The following is a 21,484-nucleotide window of genomic DNA, read 5'->3' as shown; positions in this document are numbered from 1 at the left end:
GCAATACCGCGATCAATTATCTTTTCCGACGAATAGGGCAAACGAGTGGCTCGGACTCGCTCGCAGGGGTGACGGGGCACAAGGCGAGCAGGGCGGCTGCCGAGATGGAGCAGGACGTTATGTCAACCGCCCCGGGCCCGAACGCGCGTCCTGGGCGATCGGCGACTGTCACCCATCCGATACATCGGGACCGGCTCGCTCCACCGGCACCGGCTCGACCCGCAGCGGCACCGTGCCGCCCGATACGCACTCGCCGGTGTCCAGACGCCACTTCCAGTGATGCCTCGGGCACTCCAACACGCCGGCCGTGATGTCCGCGTGCGCCAAGTCCTCGCCGGCGTGCGGGCAAAAGCGCTGCATCCGCACCCCGCACCGCTCGATCGACTCGCCGTTCGCGGCCGATTCGCGTTCGCGGACCATCTGCATGGTCTGCGCCGGATGCTCGCCGTAGCGCAGCAGACTCATCAGGGTCAGGTCGAACACGTCCGGATCCCGGGCCAGGCCCAGGCGCATGGACAGCAGCGCCTCCTCCCAGCCCACCGCGCCGTCCACGATCGCGCGCAACACCCGCTGCGGGACCTCGATCGTGTAGGCGGGGTCGACCGGTTCCTCCTCGAACACGATGTCGCCCGCGATCCGGCCCAGCCGCACGGACCAGGACGAGCCGTCCGAGGTCAACCGCACGTCCTTGCGCCAGTCGCCCAGGAAGCGCTTGTTCCAGCTCTGCAACCGGGCCAGGTAGGCGTCCAGTTCGGCCGGGGAGACCGGCTCGGACTCGCGCATCGCCCAGGCCCGCCACTCGCCCTCGCGGCGGTCGCGGTAGGCGCTCAGGTACGCCTCGGTGCGCAGTTGCGCCACCGGGCCGGTGGGCGCGGCGAGGTCGTCGCCCGGCGCGGTCTCGATCACCCGTACCCGCGGACAGGCCGCCGCGAAATCGTCGGCGAAGGCGTCCCACAGCGGGAAGATCGTCTCGTCCCGGTCGTTGAACCGGGCGAGTTCCGGATCCAGGAACACCGGCGGACCGGCCGACGGCAGATAGGCCCGCGCACCGGTCAGCCGTACCTTGCGCACCAGCGTGTCGAACAGGTCCGAACGCACCTCGGCGGTCTTCTTGCGCTGGGTCTCCTGCGGATACGCGTACGCGTTGGGGTACCACATCGCGCCGGAGAACTGGGCGGACAACAGGTCGATGTCGCCCGGGAGTTCGCTCAGCGGAGTGTTGCAGTCGTTGAGGTCCAGAAAGCGGTAGCCGGCCAGATCCACGAGCAGGCCGCTGTCCTCCTTGTGGCTGGTGTCCAGGAACATGGTCAGGGTCAGGCCCGGCGCCGGTGTGAACGACTCCCGGTGGCCGAGCACCACCTGATCGTGGAAGCCCAGCGCGCTCATCCGCTTGACCAGCGACCTGGACCGATACCTGGGCAACACCACGGTGATGCCGCGATCGAGTCGCTCCAGCACCCGTTCGTCGAAGTGGTCCTCGTGCAGGTGCGAGAGATAGAGCAGGTCGTGGTCGCCGGCCAGCACGTCCGGCAACAACTCGCGGTTGTCCGGGAACGGGAACCACGCGCCGAGGAAGGCCGGGTGGAACCACGGGTCGATCAGCAGCGAGAGCCCCGCGTGCGCGACCACGAAGCCCGCGTGGCCGAGATGACGGATCGCGCCGGGCGCGGGCAGGCACGTCGGTTCGTGTTCGGGCCCGACGCTCACGGCGGGTCCGAGGGCGGACTCGGTGCTCACAGCCGGCTCAGCGCTCCCGCGAGCACCTCCACGACGCGCTCCTGCTGCGACGCGGTGAGCTGCGGGTACAGCGGCAGCGTCAGGATCTGCTCGGCGGCCCGCTCGGCCACCGGGAAGTCGCCGCGGGCATAGCCCAGTTCGGCGAACGCGGGTTGCAGGTGCACCGGCACCGGATAGTGCACACCGGCTCCGACACCGGCCTCGTTCAACAGCGCGAGCACCTTGTCCCGCTCGGGCACCCGAACCGCGTACAGATGCCAGACGTGCTCGTTGCCCGGCGCGGTGCGCGGCACCCGCACGCCCTCGACACCCGCGAGCAGCGCGTCGTAGCGGGCCGCCGCCGCCCGCCGGCGCACGTTCCAGTCGGCCAGTCGACGCAGCTTGGCGCGCAACACCACGGCCTGGATGGTGTCCAGGCGCGAGTTGAAGCCCAGGCGCGCGTGCACGTACTTGCGCGACGAGCCGTGGTCGCGCATCTCGCGCAGCACCCTCGCGTAGGTCTCGTTGCTCGTCACCACCGCGCCGCCGTCACCGTACGCGCCCAGGTTCTTGCCCGGGTAGAAGCTGGTCGCCGCGATCGAGTCCGGCCCCCACCCGCCGGGCGAGACGCCGTCCTGGGTCGCCCCCTGGCACTGCGCGGCGTCCTCGACCAGGAAAACCCCGCGCGCCTGCGTCAGCGCCCGCAACGCGGCCATCGGGGCCAGTTGCCCGTTCAGGTGTACCGGCACCACCGCGCGGGCCGGGACCGGGCCGTTCAGCGCCTCGGCGGCCCGCTGCGGGTCCAGCAGCAGGTACTCGTCGTCCACATCCGCGAACACCGGCCGGGCACCCGCCCGGACGGCCGCCTCGGCGGTTGCCACGAACGTGTTCGCGGGCATCACCACACCCGCGCCCGCGCCCACCTCCAGCGTCCGCAGGGCCAGTTCCACCGCGTCCGTGCCATTGGCCACCCCCACGCAGTGCGCGACGCCGGTGAACCGCGCGTACTCGGCCTCGAAGCCCGCGACATCGGGGCCGCCCACGAACGCGCACGTGGCCAGCACCCGGGCGATGCCCGCCTCGACCTCGCCGGCCACCTCGGCATGCGCGGCGGCCAGGTCCACCAACGGAATGCGATCCAGGTCAGCACTCATCCGCGTCTCCCCCTCGTGGTATCCCGACAACGGCGGGGGTCGGCGCCGACCGCAGTCGGCGGGCCGGCACCCCCGCCCACACCTCGGCCGGCGGCACGTCCCGCGTCACGACCGAGCCCATCCCCACCAGCGACCGGGCACCGATCGTGCACCGTTCGCGCACCAGCGCACCGGCTCCCAGGTACGCCTCCCGGCCCACCGTCACCGCGCCCGCCAACCGCACTCCCGCGGCCAGCGTGGCGAATTCGCCCACGTCGTCGTCGTGGGTCAGCACCACCTGCGGCATGGTGTGCGCGTGCGCGCCCACCCGGACCGAGGTGGTCAACACCGTCTGGGCCATCAGCACCGCGCCCGGCCCGATCTCGCACGTGCGCGGCACCACCGCGCTCACGTGCACGAGGGTGGCCCAGCGGGTGTCCGGCAGGCCCAGTCGGGCCACCACCCGCGAGCGGCTCCACCAGTTCGTCGGACTCCCGACGCACACCACCACCAACGCGTCCGGCCACGTGTGCACCGCGTCCGCGCCGCCGAGCACCGGGTAGCCGTCCACCTCGGTCTGCCATCGGTCCGCGTCGTCGTCCAGGAAGCCGAGCAGTCGCCAACCCGAACTTCCGCGCGGTGCCTGGAAATCCGGGAGCGCCGCGGCGACCTCCCGGGCGAACCCGCCGGCGCCGACCAACAGCAGGTCGCGAAAGGACACTAGACCGCCGCCCGGACGCCGGCCGCCGCCCGCACCGCGGCGACCACCCGGTCCTGCTGTGCCTCGGTCAGGTCGTGGAACAGCGGCAGGATCAACGAGTCGCGGGTCAACCGCTCGGTGGCGGGCAACGGCACGTGTTCGACGTCCGCGTAGGCCGGTTCCAGATGCGCGGCCATGATCCCGCGCCGCGCCGAGACGCCGGCCCGGGCCAGTTCGCCGAGCAGTTCGTCGCGCGACATCGGGAAGTCCTCGGGCAGCAGCACCCAGAACGCCTGGTGGTTGGACAACCCGTGAGCCGGATCGCCCGCCGTCGCCAACCCGGGCAGATCGGCGAGCAACTCGCGGTAGCGCGCCGCCAGTTCCCGACGGCGGGCGACCATCGCGGGCAGTCGGCCCAGTTGCACCAGGCCGACCGCCGCCTGGATGTCGGTCATCCGGTAGTTGAAGCCGAGTTCGTCGTAGCTCTCCACCACCGGCGCCCCGCCCGCACGGTCCGCCGCGTCCCGATCGGCCGCGCTCACACTCATCCCGTGCTCGCGCAACCGGCGCAGCCGCGGTGCCGCGCTCTCGCGCGCGAGCGTGAGCATGCCGCCCTCACCGGTGGTGAGCAGTTTGCGCGGATGGAAGGAGAAGGTCGCGGACATCGCGCCCGCGCCCACCGGGCGGCCCTTGTACGTCGAGCCCGCCGCGCACGCCGCGTCCTCCACGACCACGATGCCGCGGGCGTCCACCAGCGCCCGCACGGCGTCCAGGTCGGCCGGGATGCCGCCCTGGTCGACCAGGACCACCGCACGTGTCGCGGCGGTGAGCACCGGTTCGATCGTCTGCGGGGTCAGGTTGCCGGTGGCGAGTTCGACATCGGCGAACACCGGGCGCGCGCCCACGTAGCGCACCGCGTTGGCGGTGGCCACGAAGGACAACGAGGGCACCACGACCTCGTCGCCCGGCCCCACCCCGGCGTTGATCAACGCCAGATGCAACGCGGTGGTGCACGAGGACACCGCGATCGCCGCGGGCACCTCGACGTATTCCGCGAACGCCCGCTCGAAGGCGGCCACCCGAGGTCCCTGGGCCACCCACCCCGAACGCACCGCGTCCGCCGCGGCGGCGGCCTCCTCCTCGCCCATCCAGGGCCGCATCACCGGAATTCGTTCCATGCTCATCGTGCCTTCCCCCAGCCCGGTCGCCCGCCCATGTCTGCCCGTCCGCCTCGCACCCGGTGGTGCACCGAACCCCCTCGGTGCCCCGATCGGATCAGACCGCGTCCCGCCACCACGCCACCAGTCGGCGCAGCCCCTCGTCGATGTCCACCTCGGCGGTGAAGCCCAACTCCCGTGCGGCCTTGGTGGTATCGGCCAACCGTCGGGTCACCCCGCCGGCCGCCCGCGCCGGGCCGTACTCGATGCCCAACCCGTCCGCACCCATCGCCACCAACAGCCGCTCGGCCAGTCCGCGCAGCGAAGTCTCGCTCCCGGACGCGATGTTGAACACCTCACCGGCGGCATCGGCCTGCGCGGCAAGGAGGTTGGCGCGGGCGATGTCCTCGGTGTACACGAAGTCCATGGTCTGCAGGCCGTCGCCGAAGATCAACGGGGGTTCCCCCTTGCCGATCCGCTCCATCCAGCGGATCAACACCTCGGTGTACAAGCCGTGCACGTCCATCCGCGGGCCGTAGACGTTGAAGTAGCGCAGTGCCACGTAGTCCAGGCCGTACATCGCCCGGAAGCTGCGCAGCAGGCCCTCGTTGAACAGCTTGGCCGCACCGTAGAACGTGTCGTTGTCGTACGGGTGGTGCAGCTCGGTGGTCGGGAACTCCTCGGCGAGGCCGTAGACCGACGCCGAGGAGGAGGTGACCACCTTGCGCACGTCGGCGGCGACCGCCGCCTCCATGACGTCGTAGGTGCCGTCCACGAGCACCTCCAGCGCGAGCCGGGGTTCCTCGACGCACTGGGTGATCCGGATCGCGGCGAGGTGGAACAGCACGTCGGTGCCCGGCATCAGCCGGGCCAGCAGCGGCCGGTCCCGGATGTCGCCGTCGACCAGCTCGACCCGCTCGTCGGCCAATGCCCGGGCCAGGTTGCCCCGATGCCCTCGGGTCAGGTTGTCCAGGACGACCACGTGCGCCGCCCCGGCGGCGAGCAGCCGGTCGACGATGGTGGACCCGATGGTCCCCGCGCCGCCGGTGACCACGCAGCGCGAACCGGCTATCTCGACACCCATCAGAGTTCTCCCACCGCGACGGTGACGCCGCCCAGTTCCAGGCTGCGCGAGGCCGCCTCCAACAGTTCCAGGACGCGCAGACCCGCGCGCCCGTCGGTCAGCGCCGGCCGGGAGGTGTCGATCGCGTCGGCGAACTCGGCCATCACCGCGCGCAGCGCCTCCCGCTCGGGCAGCGCGGGCGAGACCACGTCGCCCACCCGGTAGGAGATCAGCTTCTCCCGCCGGGCCTCCCGGCTGAGTTCGGCGTCCGCGGTGAGGTCGACCCCCTTGTCGTGCACCTGGAGTCGGGCCGCGGGATTGGTGTCGTCCCACACCACGGTGCGCCGCGAGCCGCCGATGATGGTGGTGCGCACCTTGGTCGGCGAGAGCCAGTTCACATGCACGTGCGCGATCGCGTCGTTGCTCAGCCGCAACACCAGATAGGCCAGGCAGGCCCGGCCGGTGCCCAGCGGATCCGCGCCGTGCGCCGTCACCGACACCGGGCGCACCCCGGGCGGCAGGATGAAGTCCAGGATGGACAGATCGTGCGGCGCCAGGTCCCACAACACGTCCACGTCCGGCTGAACCAGGCCCAGGTTGATCCGCACCGAGTCGAAGAAGCGGATGTCGCCCAGTTCGCCGCCGTGGATCAGCTCGCGGATGTGTCGGACCACCGGCATGTAGCAGAACGTGTGATCGCACATCAGCGTCAGCCCGTTGCGCTCCGCCAGTTCGACCAGCTTGACCGCGTCCGCGTGCGCGGCCGTGATCGGCTTCTCGACCAGGACGTGCTTGCCCGCCTCCAGCGCCGCCGCGACCAGCTCGAAGTGCGTCGCGGCCGGCGTCGCGATCGCCACCGCGTGCACCGCGGGATCGGCCAACACTTCCCGGTACGACGTGCTCACCCGCACCGTGCTGTACTCCCCCAGCACCGTGCGCGCCCGCGCCTCGTCCAGATCACACAGCCATTCCACCCGCAGGGCCGGTGTGGCCTGCGCGTTGCGCACCAGATTGGGTCCCCAATAGCCGGCCCCTATGACGGCGAGCCCGATGGCCCGCCCAGACCCGGAATTCGACATGACGAAGCGTCAACTCCCCTGCAACCCCCCGGCCGCGCGGGCCCAGCCGCCGCACGGCACCCCCACCCGAACGAAGCTAGCGCCCGATCCGCTCCGCCGCGGGTCAACCGGGAAATCCGCGGTCGGTCCGAACTGCAAAGATCTTTGCGGGAGTCCCGGTTGCACGGGTCGCCGAGACGTTTGGCACGCTGTTACACGCACAGTCACCGATCCGGGCGCGGCATGATCGATCCGTCGACACAACCGCGTCGATTGCAGCAGCACATGAACGAGAAGGGAACGCCACGTGGCCGCGGGTACTCCGACGACGACACTGGCGAAGGAACGTACGGCGGAAGTGGATCCGGACCTCGAACCGGTGGATCCCGACCCGCACGAGCGGGATGCCCCCGGGAGCACCCGGGAGAGCATCCTCCCGGCCGTGGCCGCGGCGCTGTTCATCGGCAAGCGCGTCCGGACCCGGGCCGGCGCCAAGGGCGACACCGTGCCGACGGCGCATCCGCTGGTCCGGGACTTCCTGATGGCTCTCCCGGTCGAGGCACGCGAACGTTGGCGGGGCCGCTGCCCCGAGGTCGAGCTGGTGTCCGAGCATCTCTTCGAGGCGGAGGCGGCGCGCACCAAGCGGGCGGCCCGGCGGGCGTTCACCGTGCAGGAGGCACGGCGCTCGCTCAAGGGGGCCAAGCTGACCCTGCGCCGGATCCGCGAGGACGGCGACCCACGACACGACACGTATCAACCGCCGTGTCGATCCTGCGCGCCGATGCTCGAACACTTCGGCGTCGCGTCGACGGAAAGCGGCTGACGTGTCCCGCTTCTCCACCGACGTGGTGCACGAGCTCAAGCGGGCCGGCTGGACCGTGGGCCGCCGCCGGCTGGCCCAGGCCGAGACCTGGGCCCGGCAGATCAGCGACCACGAGTCGCCCGACGGGCACCGGCACAGCGTGTTCCCGGCGGCGCTGGTGGCCTGGGCCGAATTCGGCACGCTGCACTTCGCCATCACCGGCGCGGGCAAGGACGTGCTCCGTCGACCGTTCACCATCGACCCCACCCGCGGGCTGCACCTGCCGCGCACGCTCACCGACGTGGGTCGCGCGCTGGGCACCCCGCTGGCCCCGCTGGGCGACGAGGACGACGGCAGCAGCTATCTGGCGATCGACCCGAGCGGTCGGGTGTTCGGCCTGGACCACACCGGCGAGTGGTTCATCGGCTCGTCGATGGACAACGCGATCAGCACGCTGGTCCTGGGGCTGGCACCGGTGCGCATCCGCGACGACGGGCGCTGGTAGCCGAGCGGGTACGGCCGAGGGCGGGTCCCCGTGGGGAGCCCGCCCTCGTTCGTCCGCCCCGATCCGCCACGATCAGGTGTTGAATTGATTCTGCGCGCGTTCCAGGCCCTCGCGCACCAGCGCCTCGCACGCGTCGGCCGCGCGGTCCACCTCGAACGCGAGTTCCTTGCGCTCGGTCGCGGAGAAGTCCTTGAGCACGAACGCGGCGACGTCCATCCGCCCGGGCGGGCGACCGATGCCGAACCGCACCCGCAGGTAGTCGGGTCCGAGCGACTTGGTGATCGACTTCAGGCCGTTGTGCCCGTTGTCGCCGCCACCGCGCTTGAGCCGCAGCACGCCGAAGTCGACGTCCAACTCGTCGTGGACCGCGATGATGTTCGCGACCGGGATCTTGTAGAAGTCGCGCAGCGCGGTCACCGGACCACCGGACAGGTTCATGAACGACATCGGCTTGGCCAGCACCACCCGGTGCGGGCCGATCCGGGTCTCCACCACCTGGGCGCGCGACTTGTGCGCCTTGAACTTCGAGCGATCCCGCTCGGCGAGCAGGTCAACGACCATGAATCCGACGTTGTGGCGATTCCCGGTGTACTCGGGCCCGGGATTGCCGAGGCCCACGACCAACCACGGACTGTTCTCCGTGCCGGCGTGGGCCTGCGACTCACTCATGATGTTGTGATCCCCGCGTTCGCCTTGACGACAACGACCGATCAGGCCTCGTCGGCCGCGGTCTCCTCGGCGGTCGGCTCCGGAGCCGACGGGGTGAGGATGTGCAGGATGACCGCGTCCGGGTCGCCCGCGAGCGCGGTGCCCTTCGGCAGCTTGATGTCCTTGGCGTGCACCGAGGCGCCCGGCTCCAGGCCGGTCACGTCGATCTCGATGGTGCCGGGGAGCGCGGTGGCGTCGGCCTCGACGGGGAGCGCCGGGACGACGGTCTCGAGCAGGCCGCCCGGGGCGATGTCGCCGACCGTGCTGACCGGGACCTCGACCGTGACCGTCTCGCCCTTCTGGACGATCAGGAGGTCGACGTGCTCGAGGTGACGCTTGATCGGGTGCCGCTGTACATCCTTGGGCAGGGCGAGCTGCGCCTTGCCGTCGATGTCCAGCGAGAACAGCACGTTGGGGGTCTTGAGCGCGAGCATGAGCTCGTGGCCCGGAAGCGCAAGGTGGAGCGGAGCGGAGCCGTGACCGTAGAGGACGGCCGGCACCTTACCCGCGCGACGGGCGCGACGGGCGGCACCCTTGCCGAACTCGGAACGCGGCTCGGCGACGATACGGACCTCGGACACGACGGGTACTCCTCGAACGACGCGGTGGCGGATGGCGGGGCGGGGTCCCCATGGTGCGGACCGACTGCGGACGATGATCGCCGGAGCCGGTTCGTAGGTGCCCGAGTGGCACCGGGTCCCCTGCAAAAGCCTTGGAGGAGCACACGACACACAACTACCGCGTCGATCACGGAGCAAGTAGCGCGCATCCCTCGCCGGGCAACCCCGTTAGCCTACCCGCTCTTCTCGGTCACCCCGAAATCGGGTCGCGGCGAGCACCACTCGAACGAGTGACAGTGCGCTCCCCATGCGGGGCAACATACCTTGAAAAGCAGGTGGGCACACGTACGCCGCCCGGCCGAACGACCGGGCGGCGTACGCAAGTTACAACTCAACGGCCCATCCGGGCCGAGGTGACCGAAGCCGTGGGTCAGCTGTGGCCCTCGAACAGGCTCGTGACCGAACCGTCCTCGAAGACCTCGCGGATCGCCCGGCCCACCATCGGGGCGATCGACAGGATGGTCAGCTTGTCGAACTGACGCTCCTCCTCGATCGGCAGCGAGTTGGTCACGATGACCTCGCTGATCCGCGAGTTCTTGAGCCGGTCCACGGCGGGGCCGGACAGCACGGCGTGGGTGGCGGCCACGATCACGTCGGCGGCGCCGTTGTCGTACAGCGCGTCGGCGGCGGCGCAGATCGTGCCACCGGTGTCGATCATGTCGTCGACCAGGACACAGGTCCGGCCGGTGACGTCACCGACCACCTCGTGCACGGTGACCTCGTTGGCGATGTTGGGGTCGCGGCGCTTGTGGATGATCGCCAGCGGCGCACCCAGGCGGTCCGTCCACTGGTCGGCCACCCGGACCCGACCGGCGTCCGGGGAGACCACGGTCAGCCGCTCGCGGTCCACCCGCTTGCCGACGTGGTCGGCCAGCAGCGGCAGCGCGAACAGGTGGTCCACCGGGCCGTCGAAGAAGCCCTGGATCTGCGAGGTGTGCAGGTCCACGGCCATCAGCCGGTCGGCACCCGCGGTCTTGAACAGGTCCGCCATCAGCCGGGCCGAGATCGGCTCGCGACCGCGGTGCTTCTTGTCCTGCCGGGCATAGCCGTAGAACGGCACGATGACCGTGATGCGCTTGGCGGAGGCCCGCTTGAGCGCGTCGATCATGATGAGCTGTTCCATGATCCACGTGTTGATCGGAGCCGTGTGGCTCTGGATCACGAACGCGTCGGCACCCCGTACGGAATCCTCGAACCGTACGTAGATCTCCCCGTTGGCGAACTCGAAGGCCTTGGTGGGAACGAGATCCGCACCGAGCTCCGAGGCCACCTCCTTCGCAAGTTCGGGGTGGGCCCTGCCCGTGAAGAGCATGAGCTTGCGCTCAGGCGTCACCTTGATCCCGCTCACAGCACCGTCTCCTTGCCATTCGCCTCGGTCGAACCGTCGTTCGGCCCGGCCGTTGTGTGCACGTCACCCGAGTCGCCCTGCGTGACCGCGAGCGCGCGTTCGGCGGCCTGCGCCGAGGCCGTTCCCGCGCGTTTGCGTGCGACCCACCCGTCGATGTTGCGTTGGCGCCCCCGCGCCACCGCCATCGCACCGGGCGGGACATCTTCTGTGATCGCCGATCCGGCGGCGGTGTAAGCGCCGTCGCCGATCTCGATCGGGGCGATCAGCATGGTGTCGCTGCCCACCCGCACGTGGTCCCCGACCACCGTGTGGTGCTTGTTCACGCCGTCGTAGTTCACGAAGATCGTGGCCGCACCGATATTGGCGCCCACCCCGATGGTCGCATCCCCGACGTAGGTCAGATGCGGCACCTTGGAACCCTCGCCCACCACGGCGTTCTTCATCTCCACGAAGCCGCCGGCCTTGGCCCCGCGCGCGAGCCGGGTACCCGGTCGCAGGTAGGTGTACGGACCCACGGTGGCCTCGGGGCCGATCTCGGCGCCCTCGCTCGTGGTGTTGTACACGTGGGCCCGCTCGCCGACGACGGTGTCGCGCAGTGTGCTGTTGGGGCCCACCACGGCCTCGGCGGCGACGCTGGTCGCACCGTGGAGCTGGGTGTTGGGGTGGAGCACGGCGTCCGGTTCGAACGTGACGTCCACGTCGATCCAGGTGGTCGCCGGGTCGATCACGGTGACCCCGGCGCGCATCGCGGCCTCGATCAGGCGGTTGTTGAACACCCGCCGGGCCTCGGCGAGCTGCACCCGGTCGTTGACACCCAGGATCTCCCGGTGGTCCACGGCCGCGGCGGCGCCCACCCGGTGTCCGGCCTCGCGCAGCACGTGCAGCGTGTCGGTGAGGTATTCCTCGCCCTGGCTGTTGTGCGGGGTGATCTGGCCGAGCGCCTCGCGCAACAGCTTGCCGTCGAACGCGTACACGCCGGAGTTGATCTCGGCGATCGCGCGCTGGGCGGCGGAGGCGTCCTTGTGCTCGACGATCGCGGTCACCGCGCCGCGTCCGTCGGGGGTGTTCTCCCGGACGATCCGGCCGTAGCCGGTCGGGTCGGGCACGACCGCGGAGAGCACGGTGACGGCGTTGCCCTCGCGCTCGTGGGTGGCGACCAGCGCGGCCAGGCTCTCCGTGGTCAGCAGCGGGGTGTCCCCGCACGTGACCAGGACCACGCCGTCCGGCTCCCGGCTGCCCGCGGCGAGCCCGTCCAGGGCGACCCGCACGGCGTGACCGGTACCGTTCTGCTCTTCCTGGACGACCACCCGGGCGGCCGGGTCGAGCGCGGACAGGTAGCTCGCCACCTGGTCGCGGCCATGGCCGACGACGACGATCAGGTCCTCGGGATCCAGCCGTCTGGCGGCCTCGACCACATGCCCGACCATGGCCCGACCGGCCAGGGCGTGCAACACCTTCGGGGTGGTCTTGGAACGCATGCGGGTGCCCTCACCCGCAGCAAGTACGACGACGGCAGCCGGGCGGATGGGGCTCACAGAGCAAGGCTCCTCGGCATCGCTGGCGGGGGATGCCCGACGACTCCGGAGGCCGACTCCGGAGAAACGAAATGACGGCACGACGAAGCCGAGCCGAACAAACCGGGCCCTACGAGGATAGCGCCGTCGGGAGAAGGCTCCACGCGCCAGTGCCGGCGATGCCGCCGAAAGGCTCCGCTACCAGGATTTGAACCTGGACCATGGGGACCAAAACCCCGTGTGCTGCCGAGTTACACCATAGCGGAATGAATCGGGCATTCCGCTTGGCAGGCGGGTGCGTCCCGTTTTCACGGCACCCACTATGCCGGCCCCTCGGCTCTTCGTGCGCGAATAACCCCCCGTCGGCCCGACGGAACATCGCCACGAGCGCGCGCCGCGGACCCGCGCGAGCCCGGTCCGACGCCGCGCGCATGCCGTCGAGCGGGCGCGGAAAGCCTCTCCGACGTGGGATTCACCGGAAGAATCGGAGAGGGTACAGACACCTCACTTTCCGCTCATGACCTGCCATACTGACGGAACTTACGGCTCCGTAGGTTACGTCGCCGTAGCGTTGTCCGCCCCCGACCTGAGGGACTCCTCATGACCCCTTCCCCCGGCGCCGGCGTGCTCGAAGCCGAACGGAAGTCCGCCACCGACACCGCACCGCGCGGCACCCTCGGCGGCGAGCGCAAGCACTTCGCCGAGCAGATCGCCCTGGCGCTCTTCATCGGCATCCCGTTCCTCGCGCTGGTGGCAGCGGTGCCGGCGGCATGGGGTTGGGGGCTGTCCTGGCACGACGTGGTGATCGCGGTCGTGATGTACGCCATCACCGGCCACGGAATCACGATCGGGTTCCATCGTTACTTCACCCACGGGTCGTTCAAGGCCAAACGCTGGGTCCGGATCATGCTCGCGATCGCGGGCAACATGGCGGTGCAGGGGCCGCTGGTGCGGTGGGTCGCCGACCACCGCAAGCACCACAGGTTCTCCGACAAGGACGGCGACCCGCACTCGCCGTGGCGCTACGGCACCAGCGTCGGCGCGCTGGCCAAGGGTCTGTGGTGGGCGCACATGGGATGGCTGTTCGACGTCGAGCAGACCTCGCAGGAGAAGTACGCGCCGGACCTGCTCAAGGACCGCGACATGGTGCGCGTCTCCCGGCAGTTTCCGCTGTGGGTCGCGGTCTCGCTGGCCGTTCCCGCGCTGGTCGGCGGCCTGTGGGCATGGTCGTGGCAGGGCGCGCTGACCGCGTTCTTCTGGGCCGGCCTGGTCCGGGTGGGACTGCTGCACCACGTGACCTGGTCGATCAACTCGATCTGCCACGCGGTCGGTGACCAGCCGTTCAAGTCCCGGGACCGTTCGGGCAACGTGTGGTGGCTGGCGATCCCCTCGATGGGCGAGTCCTGGCACAACCTGCACCACGCGGATCAGACCAGCGCACGACACGGCGTACTGCGCGGCCAGCTCGACAGCAGCGCCCGGACGATCCGCTGGATGGAGAAGCTCGGCTGGGTCCGGGACGTACGTTGGCCGGACCGGGAACGGGTCGCGGCTCGCCGCGCGGCATGATGGGCCAGTGACCGAGAGCAGCAGGCGGAGTGCACCGCGCGGCGGCGGTCGTGTGCGCATGACCGGGAAAGAGCGTCGCGAGCAGTTGATCGACATCGGTCGAACACTGTTCGCGGAGCGTGGCTACGACGCGACGAGTGTCGAGGAGATCGCGCACAAGGCGGGTGTCTCGAAGCCGGTGGTCTACGAACACTTCGGCGGCAAGGAAGGTCTGTACGCCGTCGTGGTGGACCGCGAGACCAGCGCATTGTTGGACGGGGTGACCGGCGCACTGACCGGCGGGCACCCCAGGGAACTGCTCGAACAGGCGGCCTTCGCCCTCCTCGACTACATCGACCACAACACCGACGGCTTCCGGATCCTGGTCCGGGACTCGCCGGTGGCCCAATCCACCGGCACCTTCGCATCGCTGATCAGCGACATCGCCTCCCAGGTCGAGGACGTACTCGGCCTGGAGTTCAAGTCGCGCGGCTACGACCCGAAGCTCGCCCCGATGTACGCCCAGATGCTGGTCGGCATGGTCGCCCTGACCGGCCAGTGGTGGCTCGACGTCCGCCGCCCGAAGAAGGCCGACGTCGCAGCCCACCTGGTCAACCTGGCCTGGAACGGCCTCTCCGGCATAGAACCCAGACCGAGGCTGGTCGGCCGCCGCAGCTCGTGAGAAGGGGTGTCCGAGACACCCGACAAGGAGGGGCCGCCCCACCGAGGGCGGCCCCTTCGTCGTCTCGGTGACTGTGACGGTCGTAGGCATCACCTGATCACGGCAAGTGGCCTTCCCAGGCACGCTCCGGGCCGGGAGAACCTGTCGCAACGGATGCCGGCGCGGCGGAGCCCGAGGGAACGGCGGCCTCGGCGGGCACCTGGGTGGGCCGCTGGACGACCTCGACGACGAGTGGCGTTGCGGTGGTTCTACATCCGTGACGAAGAGGTCCGGCCGAAGCCTTCCGCCACGGACGACGGCCGCCTCGGGAGGTCTCCCGGGGCGGCCGCTGCCGTGTGCGTAGTGGTGTGTGGTCAGGTGGGGCGGTTCGGCGGAAAGGGTGGCTTCGGCCAGTCGGCGATCGGGCCGAGGGTGAAGCCGGTGCGTTCCAGGTCGGAAAGCAGGGCGAACCAGGCGTGGCCGTTGGCGGGTTGCACGGTGGCGAGTTTGCCTTGGTCGACAGCCCACAGTTCGGTGAGTTCGCCGTCCGGGCGGTGCGTGGGGTCCTCCGGGCCGACGTAGCGCACGCGTCGGTACAGAATCGGCGGCGGCGGGGCGAGGATCACCAAGTCGTGGATGCGGCAGACGAATTCGAGCCCGTCACGGCCGCGTAGATAGATGCATGTGCCGATGACGTCCATCAACGTCCCGTCCCGCTCGGAGACGGCATCCCGGCAGAGCGCGTGCCGGTGACGCTCGAAGAACTCCGTGCCGACGCGAAGGTCGTCCCCGCTGTGCGAGACCACCTCCCGGCGGGGTCGGGCCGCCTCTTGGCGTCGCATGACGAGCGCGGCCTGCCGTACGAGGTAGGCGAGTCGGGCGTTTTGGAAGGCGTCGGCGGTCGTGGCGTCGGCCGGCGAAATGACGTCCACTTCGTTGGCATCTGGCATCGTGGGTACTGTCCTCTCCATTGGGCACGTAGGGGGCGAGCTGCTGTCCAAGGCGATTGCTCGCCCCCTACATCGGTTGGGCGGCGGCTTGCAAGCCAACCGCCTTGTGGTCGTGCGGAATTCGGCCCCTCCAGGTGGCGCGTTCCTCCTTCACATCCGACGACCGCCCGGGTGCGCTCCGAGGGCCCTCGCACTGGCGGGTCTCGAACCGCCGCGCGATTCGAGTCGGCGCAGAGCGGCCGAAGGCCAAACTGTCTCCACAGAGCAACAAATCTCACCATCCGTGCGATTCATGTCGCTATCTGTAGCCTGCTCCTATCCTGGCGAAAGTGCAACACACTCTTCAGATCTCGACATGCACTTATTGATTCGCGTGTTGACAGGCTCGTGGGCATCCAGACTTGGCGCGCATCGGTATGCAAAGAAGGAGGCGAACCATGGCGGCGATCCCGACCGTGCGGCGGCGCATGCTGGGCTTGGAGTTGCGCAAACTCCGATGCGCAGCAGAACTTACGGCCGAAGAAGCGTCCGACCGGATGGGCTGGCATCCGACGAAGATGAGCCGCATCGAGTACGGGCGCACCGGACTCAAGCCTCATGATCTCGCTCGGGTGCTCGACATCTACGGAGTCGTGGATGTCGCAACCAAAGAGGCTCTGACGGAACTCGCCCGGCACAGCAGACTTCGCGTGTGGTGGGCGCCGTACAGCGACGTCGTTTCGAGGCGTTACGCGGATTACCTGGCGTTCGAGGCCGAAGCGACGTCGGCTCGGAGCCATCAGGTGACGCTTGTCCCCGGCCTGCTCCAGACACCCGACTATGCCCGCACCGTCACGCGCAGCCTCTCGCCGGTCAGCACTCCGTCCCAGGTCGACGCCTTGGTGGACGTTCGCCTGGCCCGTCAGGCCGCGACGCTGTCGCGCTCGACTCCTCTGGAACTCTGGGCGATCGTCGACGAGTCGGCGTTGCGGCGCGCCATCGGAGGACCGGCCACCATGAGGCGACAACTACAGCACTTGCTCACCGTGTCCGAGCAGCCGAACATCACCCTGCAGGTGCTGCCGTTCGCGTCCGGGGCGCATGCGGGCCTGCTCGGATCATTCGTGATTCTGGAGTTCCCGATTCCCGGCGATCTCGACGTCGTGTATGTCGAAGAGCAGACCAGTAATCTCTTTATCGAACGGGATGACGATCTGAAGACATACTCGAGCACCTTCGACCTCCTACGTGCTGCGGCAGCGGACGTCGAACCCTCGCGTGATTTGATGCACACGATCGCTAAGGACCTGAAGTAATGAGTAGCCATCCGCGCGATGCCTGGCGCAAGAGCACGCACAGTGGGGCTCAAGGAGACTGTGTCGAGGTCCGCGATGATCTCCCGGGCTTCGTCCCGGTCCGCGACTCGAAGGACCCGAGCGTCGGACACCTGACCATCACGTCGGCAGCGTGGAAGGCCTTCGCGCACGCGCTTCGCGGCTGACGCGCCCGGTGTGATGCCGCCCTCGCCGGCGAACGACGTCCGGCGGCTCCTTCGGCCGGGAGACTACCGCCGGAGATACTGTCGCCACCGATAGTATCTCCGGCGCTACCACTGGCTACCCCGACGATGTGGGCCCGTTCCGCCGCGCGCGGGGTCACCCGCCGACGGCCCCGGAGCCTTCGGCGCCGGGGCCGTCTTCGCGTAGGCGCGAGTGTGTCAGCCCAACACCGCTCGCAGTTGGTCCAATGACCACTCCAGGTCGTCCTTGGAGATGACCAGGGGTGGGGCGATGCGGATGGTCTGGCCGTGGGTGTCCTTGACCAGGACGCCTCGGTCCATCAGGGCCTGGGAGACCTCGCGCGCGGTGCCGTGGGCCGGATCGATGTCGACGCCCGCCCACAGGCCGCGACCGCGCACGGTGACCACCGAGTGACCCACCAGGGCGGCGAGTTCGCGGTGGAGGTGGTCGCCGAGGTCGGCGGAGCGCTGCTGGAACTCGCCGGAGCGCAGGATCTCCAGCACCTCCAGGCCCACCGCGCAGGCCAGCGGATTCCCGCCGAACGTCGAGCCGTGCTCGCCCGGTGCGAAGACGCCGAGCACCGCGCGCGAGGACACCACGGCCGAGATCGGTAGGATGCCGCCGCCGAGCGCCTTGCCCAGGATGTACATGTCCGGCACCACACCCTCGTGCTCGCACGCGAAGGTGCGACCGGTGCGCCCGAGCCCGGACTGGATCTCGTCGGCGATGAACAACACCCCGCGCTCCGCGGTGACCCGACGCACCTCGGCCAGATAGCCCGGCGGCGGGACCAGCACGCCGGCCTCGCCCTGGATCGGCTCGATCAGCACCGCCACCGTGTCGTCGGTGATCGCCGCCCGCAGCGCCGCCGCGTCGCCGTAGGGCACCACGTCGAAGCCCGGGGTGTACGGGCCGAAGTGCCGGCGCGCCTCCTCGTCCGTGGAGAAGCTCACGATGGTGGTGGTGCGGCCGTGGAAGTTGCCGGCCGCGACCACGATCCTGGCCTGCCCGTCCGGCACACCCTTGACCTCGTAGCCCCACTTGCGCGCGGTCTTGACCGCGGTCTCCACCGCCTCCGCGCCGGTGTTCATCACCAGCACCATCTCCATGCCGGCCAGCTCCGCGAGCTGCTCGCAGAACGGTGCGAACCGGTCGTTGTGGAACGCCCGGCTGGTCAGCGTGACCCGATCCAGTTGCCGCTTGGCCGCGTCGATCAGGCGCGCGTTGCCGTGCCCGAAGTTGAGCGCGGAGTACCCGGCCAGCATGTCCAGATAGCGGCGACCCTCGACATCGGTCATCCAGGCGCCGTGCGCCTGGGCCACCACGATCGGCAGCGGGTGGTAGTTGTGCGCGCTGAACTCCTCGGCCTGTTCGATCAGTCGGGTGCTCTCGACTCCCGGGCCGGCCTGACGGCCGATCCCGGACTGGTGCTCGGAGGAGGGGACGGGCGAGTGCTGCGTGCTCATGACGTCCTTTCGCAACGGTGGAGATCGCTCGGGATGTGGTGGGAGGGATCCGTGGTACGAGGGCAAATGAAGGTACGAAAACCAGGAAAACGCACAACAGCGGCAAGAAGGATGAACTCACCCGAGTGCGCACGGACGGGATACCCCGCGAAGGCGTGCGATCAACGACCGGCGCGCAGTTCCAGTACGCAACTGCGCACGCCCGCACCGTGGGCCGCGAATGCCGACATATCAAGCTCGATCGTACGAAAACCCCGGCCCGCGAGCCGGGCCGCGAGCGCCGGTGTCGTGTCACCCAATAACACGCTGCGCCCGTCGGAGACGGCGTCCAGGCCGAGCGCGAGCGCGTCCGCCTCGTCGACCTCGATCCGCTCCGGGAACACCCGGGCCAAGCGACGCTGCGCCCGAGGTGTGAACGCCCCCGGGTAGAAGGCCACGGTGTGCTCGCCCAGCACGGTCAGCGCCGACCCGAGCCGCTCGAAGCGCGGGTCGGCGAGTTCGAGCGCAAGCACCGGCAGGCCGAAGAACGCCTCCGCCTCGGCATGCGCGGCCGGCTCCGTCGACGGTCCCGCCGCGGCCAACAGTCGCGGTCCGGCCGGGATCAGATCGCTCTCGCCCTCGTGCGCGAACACCGGTTCCAGACCCGCCCGGAAGCCGTGCCGATCGAACCACTCCAGGTAGACCGGCGTCTCGGCGGAGCGATCCGCCGCACGGGGCCGCGCCCCCAACACCCGCCCGCCGACCACGGTCGCGGCCCGCGCGGCGAACACCATGCCGGGCAGCCCCGGCCGGCCCGGCACCAGGCTCACCCGATGCCCCAGCGCGATCAGCGTCCCGCGCAACCGCTCCCACTGCCCCATCGCGGCGGTGGTCCGCGCCGCGGACCCGGCCACCGCCGGATCCAAGAACACCGGCGGGCACATCACGTAGTGCCGCAGCTCGGCCGCCCGCGGCGCGACGAACCCGCGGCGCCGCTGTCGAGGCATCCGCGCTCGCTCGGCTCCGGGCGATACGCGCTCCGCCCGCAGCACGGAGCGACCCGATCGACCGCAGCACGAGGTGAGGCGCACGCGATATCCCCTTCTCGCGGACGGCGGCAGCGCACGGGTACACGGGATTTCCGCGACCCACGTCGACGTGCCGTGCCGTTGGTGTAGCCGTGCATGGCGGCAGGCCGGGGCCGGAGGCGATCGTCACCGTGGATGTGCGGTCGACGACCCTGTGTATCGGCCGTCCACAGCCTAGGTTGCGCCGGAAGGAGCGGTAAAGCCACCTGCGTTGTGCACCACCGCACGATCGTTGCGTGTTCCCCGGGGCGCTCACCCGCTTTGTTGTGCGCCCGGCGCGGACGTCGTGCGGCTCCCCTGACCGGATCCGCCTCACGCGCCTGAGAGAATGGCGTCATGGCATCGACGCGTCCCCGTGTTCTGTCCGGAATCCAGCCCACTGCGGATTCATTCCACCTGGGCAACTACCTGGGTGCGATCCGTCAGTGGGTGCCGCTCCAGGACAGCCACGATGCCTTCTACTGTGTGGTCGACCTGCACGCGATCACGGTTCCCCAGGACCCGAAGGAATTGCGCGAGCGCACCCGGATCTCCGCCGCGCAACTGCTCGCGGTCGGCCTCGACCCCGAGCGCTGCACGCTGTTCGTCCAGAGCCACGTGCCCGAGCACGCGCAGCTCGCCTGGATCATGAACTGCGTGACCGGCTTCGGCGAGGCCGCGCGGATGACCCAGTTCAAGGACAAGTCCGCGAAGCAGGGCAGCGACCGCACCACGGTCGGCCTGTTCACCTACCCGGTGCTCCAGGTCGCGGACATCCTGCTCTACCAGGCGGACGCGGTCCCGGTCGGCGAGGACCAGCGCCAGCACCTGGAGCTGACCCGCGACGTCGCGCAGCGCTTCAACTCGACCTACGGCGAGACCTACGTCATCCCCAAGCCGTTCATCGTCAAGGAGACGGCCAAGATCGTCGACCTCCAGGACCCGACGATCAAGATGAGCAAGTCGGCCTCGGCCCCCAAGGGCATCGTCAACCTGCTCGACGACCCCAAGGTCAGCGCGAAGAAGATCCGCAGCGCGGTCACCGACACCGGCACCGAGGTGCGCTTCGACGAGACCGAGAAGCCGGGCGTGTCCAACCTGCTCACCATCCACTCGGCGCTGTCCGGCACCTCGATCGCCGCGTTGGAGGAGCGATTCGCGGGCAGGGGCTACGGCGACCTGAAGAAGGAGGTGGCCGAGGTGCTCGTCGAATTCGTGGAGCCCTTCCAGGAGCGCGTACGCACCTACCTGGACGACCCGAGCGAGCTGGACAAGGTGCTCGCCCGAGGTGCGGAGAAGGCTCGCGCGGTGGCGTCCGAGACGCTGGCCAAGACCTACGACCGTGTCGGCTTCCTGCCCCCGGTGACCGGCCGGACGGGAGCCTGAGGCGCAGCACATGGCGAAGCGCACCATCGGGGTGTCGATCGCGATTCCCGAGCCCTACGGCAGCGAGCTGCAGGCTCGCCGCGCCGGGTTCGGGGATCCGCTCGCGAACGCCATCCCGACCCACGTGACCCTCCTGCCGCCCACCGAGGTGGCCGACGAGGCGATGGCCGACGTCGAGGAACATCTACGCGCGGTCGCCGCCGACGAGGCCCCGTTCGACATACACCTGCGCAGCACCGGCACCTTCCGGCCGACCTCGCCGGTGGTGTTCGTCCAGGTCGCGCGTGGCATCCCGGAGTGTGAGCGGATCGAGGCCGCGGTGCGTTCGGGGCCGTTGGAGCGCGAGTTGCACTTCCCGTACCACCCGCATGTGACCGTCGCGCACCACCTGCCGGACCATATGCTCGACCTCGCGTTCGCCGAACTCGTGGACTACGACGCGGTCTTCCCGATCTGGGGCTTCAGCCTCTACGAGCACGGCGCCGACGGGGTGTGGCGTCCGCAACGTGACTTCGCGTTCGGCCAGTCGTTGCCAGGTCCCTTGCCCGTGTGACGCCGCCGTGGCCACTCGGGACGTCACAGAGCGGAGTCGGGTGTGGGTCGG

At 69.8% G+C, this 21,484-nt stretch carries 21 protein-coding genes and 1 tRNA gene; 8 read left to right on the top strand and 14 right to left on the bottom strand.

The window, feature by feature from the left end:
- Positions 1 to 168 precede the first annotated feature (168 nt).
- The 6 genes from ABZ374_RS08135 to ABZ374_RS08110 all read right to left on the bottom strand — a co-directional run bounded on the left by ABZ374_RS08135 (position 169) and on the right by ABZ374_RS08110 (position 6,848).
- A complete protein-coding gene (locus ABZ374_RS08135; RefSeq protein WP_360307964.1) occupies positions 169 to 1,737 on the bottom strand; it encodes an MBL fold metallo-hydrolase in 1,569 nt (522 codons plus the stop codon).
- On the bottom strand, positions 1,734 to 2,870 hold the full coding sequence (locus ABZ374_RS08130) for a DegT/DnrJ/EryC1/StrS family aminotransferase (RefSeq protein ID WP_360307961.1): 1,137 nt from the start codon (positions 2,868 to 2,870) through the stop codon (positions 1,734 to 1,736). Before ABZ374_RS08130 ends, ABZ374_RS08135 begins: the two co-directional genes overlap by 4 nt.
- Positions 2,860 to 3,570: an acetyltransferase gene (locus ABZ374_RS08125; protein ID WP_360307958.1), complete on the bottom strand. Its 711-nt coding sequence runs from the start codon at positions 3,568 to 3,570 to the stop codon at positions 2,860 to 2,862. Before ABZ374_RS08125 ends, ABZ374_RS08130 begins: the two co-directional genes overlap by 11 nt.
- Positions 3,570 to 4,733: a DegT/DnrJ/EryC1/StrS family aminotransferase gene (locus ABZ374_RS08120; RefSeq protein ID WP_360307955.1), complete on the bottom strand. Its 1,164-nt coding sequence runs from the start codon at positions 4,731 to 4,733 to the stop codon at positions 3,570 to 3,572. Before ABZ374_RS08120 ends, ABZ374_RS08125 begins: the two co-directional genes overlap by 1 nt.
- Positions 4,734 to 4,824: 91 nt before the next feature.
- Entirely contained in the window at positions 4,825 to 5,790 is a 966-nt protein-coding gene (locus ABZ374_RS08115) for an NAD-dependent epimerase/dehydratase family protein (protein ID WP_360307952.1), read from the bottom strand.
- On the bottom strand, positions 5,790 to 6,848 hold the full coding sequence (locus ABZ374_RS08110; protein WP_360307949.1) for a Gfo/Idh/MocA family oxidoreductase: 1,059 nt from the start codon (positions 6,846 to 6,848) through the stop codon (positions 5,790 to 5,792). The genes ABZ374_RS08115 and ABZ374_RS08110 overlap by 1 nt, the downstream gene beginning before the upstream one ends.
- 286 nt (positions 6,849 to 7,134) lie before the next feature.
- Here ABZ374_RS08110 and ABZ374_RS08105 point away from each other — a divergent pair, with 286 nt between their 5' ends.
- Both ABZ374_RS08105 and ABZ374_RS08100 read left to right on the top strand, forming a co-directional pair.
- Positions 7,135 to 7,650, top strand: a complete 516-nt coding sequence (locus ABZ374_RS08105; RefSeq protein WP_360307946.1) for a YwqJ-related putative deaminase — start codon at positions 7,135 to 7,137, stop codon at positions 7,648 to 7,650.
- 1 nt (position 7,651) lies between these two features.
- The gene (locus ABZ374_RS08100) at positions 7,652 to 8,134 is read left to right on the top strand and encodes an SUKH-3 domain-containing protein (RefSeq protein ID WP_360307943.1); all 483 of its coding nucleotides are present in this window, start codon (positions 7,652 to 7,654) and stop codon (positions 8,132 to 8,134) included.
- 72 nt (positions 8,135 to 8,206) lie between these two features.
- Here the strand turns inward: ABZ374_RS08100 and pth are convergent, their stop codons facing one another.
- The 5 genes from pth to ABZ374_RS08075 all read right to left on the bottom strand — a co-directional run bounded on the left by pth (position 8,207) and on the right by ABZ374_RS08075 (position 12,590).
- On the bottom strand, positions 8,207 to 8,803 hold the full coding sequence (pth, locus tag ABZ374_RS08095) for an aminoacyl-tRNA hydrolase (protein ID WP_360307941.1): 597 nt from the start codon (positions 8,801 to 8,803) through the stop codon (positions 8,207 to 8,209).
- 41 nt (positions 8,804 to 8,844) lie between these two features.
- Positions 8,845 to 9,423, bottom strand: a complete 579-nt coding sequence (locus ABZ374_RS08090; RefSeq protein ID WP_360307938.1) for a 50S ribosomal protein L25/general stress protein Ctc — start codon at positions 9,421 to 9,423, stop codon at positions 8,845 to 8,847.
- 409 nt (positions 9,424 to 9,832) lie between these two features.
- Complete coding sequence (locus ABZ374_RS08085) at positions 9,833 to 10,810, bottom strand: ribose-phosphate diphosphokinase (RefSeq protein WP_360307935.1); 978 nt, start codon at positions 10,808 to 10,810, stop codon at positions 9,833 to 9,835.
- Positions 10,807 to 12,345, bottom strand: coding sequence for a bifunctional UDP-N-acetylglucosamine diphosphorylase/glucosamine-1-phosphate N-acetyltransferase GlmU (gene glmU, locus ABZ374_RS08080; protein WP_360307932.1), 1,539 nt, complete (start codon positions 12,343 to 12,345; stop codon positions 10,807 to 10,809). Before glmU ends, ABZ374_RS08085 begins: the two co-directional genes overlap by 4 nt.
- Positions 12,346 to 12,517: 172 nt before the next feature.
- Positions 12,518 to 12,590, bottom strand: a tRNA-Gln gene (locus ABZ374_RS08075).
- 334 nt (positions 12,591 to 12,924) lie between these two features.
- Here ABZ374_RS08075 and ABZ374_RS08070 point away from each other — a divergent pair.
- Positions 12,925 to 13,893, top strand: a complete 969-nt coding sequence (locus ABZ374_RS08070) for an acyl-CoA desaturase (protein WP_360307929.1) — start codon at positions 12,925 to 12,927, stop codon at positions 13,891 to 13,893.
- Between the two features lie 7 nt (positions 13,894 to 13,900).
- Positions 13,901 to 14,554, top strand: a complete 654-nt coding sequence (locus ABZ374_RS08065) for a TetR/AcrR family transcriptional regulator (RefSeq protein WP_360307926.1) — start codon at positions 13,901 to 13,903, stop codon at positions 14,552 to 14,554.
- Between the two features lie 353 nt (positions 14,555 to 14,907).
- Here the strand turns inward: ABZ374_RS08065 and ABZ374_RS08060 are convergent, their stop codons facing one another.
- Positions 14,908 to 15,483, bottom strand: coding sequence for a hypothetical protein (locus ABZ374_RS08060; protein ID WP_360307923.1), 576 nt, complete (start codon positions 15,481 to 15,483; stop codon positions 14,908 to 14,910).
- A gap of 437 nt (positions 15,484 to 15,920) precedes the next feature.
- On the opposite strand from ABZ374_RS08060, the gene ABZ374_RS08055 reads away from it, so the two are divergent.
- Positions 15,921 to 16,778: a helix-turn-helix transcriptional regulator gene (locus ABZ374_RS08055; protein ID WP_360307920.1), complete on the top strand. Its 858-nt coding sequence runs from the start codon at positions 15,921 to 15,923 to the stop codon at positions 16,776 to 16,778.
- Positions 16,778 to 16,963 (top strand): DUF397 domain-containing protein, encoded by a 186-nt coding sequence (locus ABZ374_RS08050; protein WP_360307917.1) that lies wholly within the window; start codon positions 16,778 to 16,780, stop codon positions 16,961 to 16,963. Before ABZ374_RS08055 ends, ABZ374_RS08050 begins: the two co-directional genes overlap by 1 nt.
- Positions 16,964 to 17,179: 216 nt before the next feature.
- On the opposite strand, the gene rocD is transcribed toward ABZ374_RS08050, so the two are convergent.
- A complete protein-coding gene (gene rocD / locus ABZ374_RS08045) occupies positions 17,180 to 18,448 on the bottom strand; it encodes an ornithine--oxo-acid transaminase (RefSeq protein WP_360307914.1) in 1,269 nt (422 codons plus the stop codon).
- Between the two features lie 161 nt (positions 18,449 to 18,609).
- Positions 18,610 to 19,434: an amidinotransferase gene (locus tag ABZ374_RS08040; RefSeq protein ID WP_360307911.1), complete on the bottom strand. Its 825-nt coding sequence runs from the start codon at positions 19,432 to 19,434 to the stop codon at positions 18,610 to 18,612.
- Between the two features lie 417 nt (positions 19,435 to 19,851).
- On the opposite strand from ABZ374_RS08040, the gene trpS reads away from it, so the two are divergent.
- Positions 19,852 to 20,880 (top strand): tryptophan--tRNA ligase, encoded by a 1,029-nt coding sequence (gene trpS / locus ABZ374_RS08035; RefSeq protein ID WP_360307908.1) that lies wholly within the window; start codon positions 19,852 to 19,854, stop codon positions 20,878 to 20,880.
- Between the two features lie 10 nt (positions 20,881 to 20,890).
- Positions 20,891 to 21,433, top strand: coding sequence for a 2'-5' RNA ligase family protein (locus ABZ374_RS08030; protein WP_360307905.1), 543 nt, complete (start codon positions 20,891 to 20,893; stop codon positions 21,431 to 21,433).
- The last annotated feature ends 51 nt before the right edge of the window (positions 21,434 to 21,484 follow it).

The organism is Embleya sp. NPDC005971, assembly GCF_040629175.1.
GTDB lineage: Bacteria > Actinomycetota > Actinomycetes > Streptomycetales > Streptomycetaceae > Embleya.
This window is presented reverse-complemented; position numbering and strand designations above follow the sequence as displayed.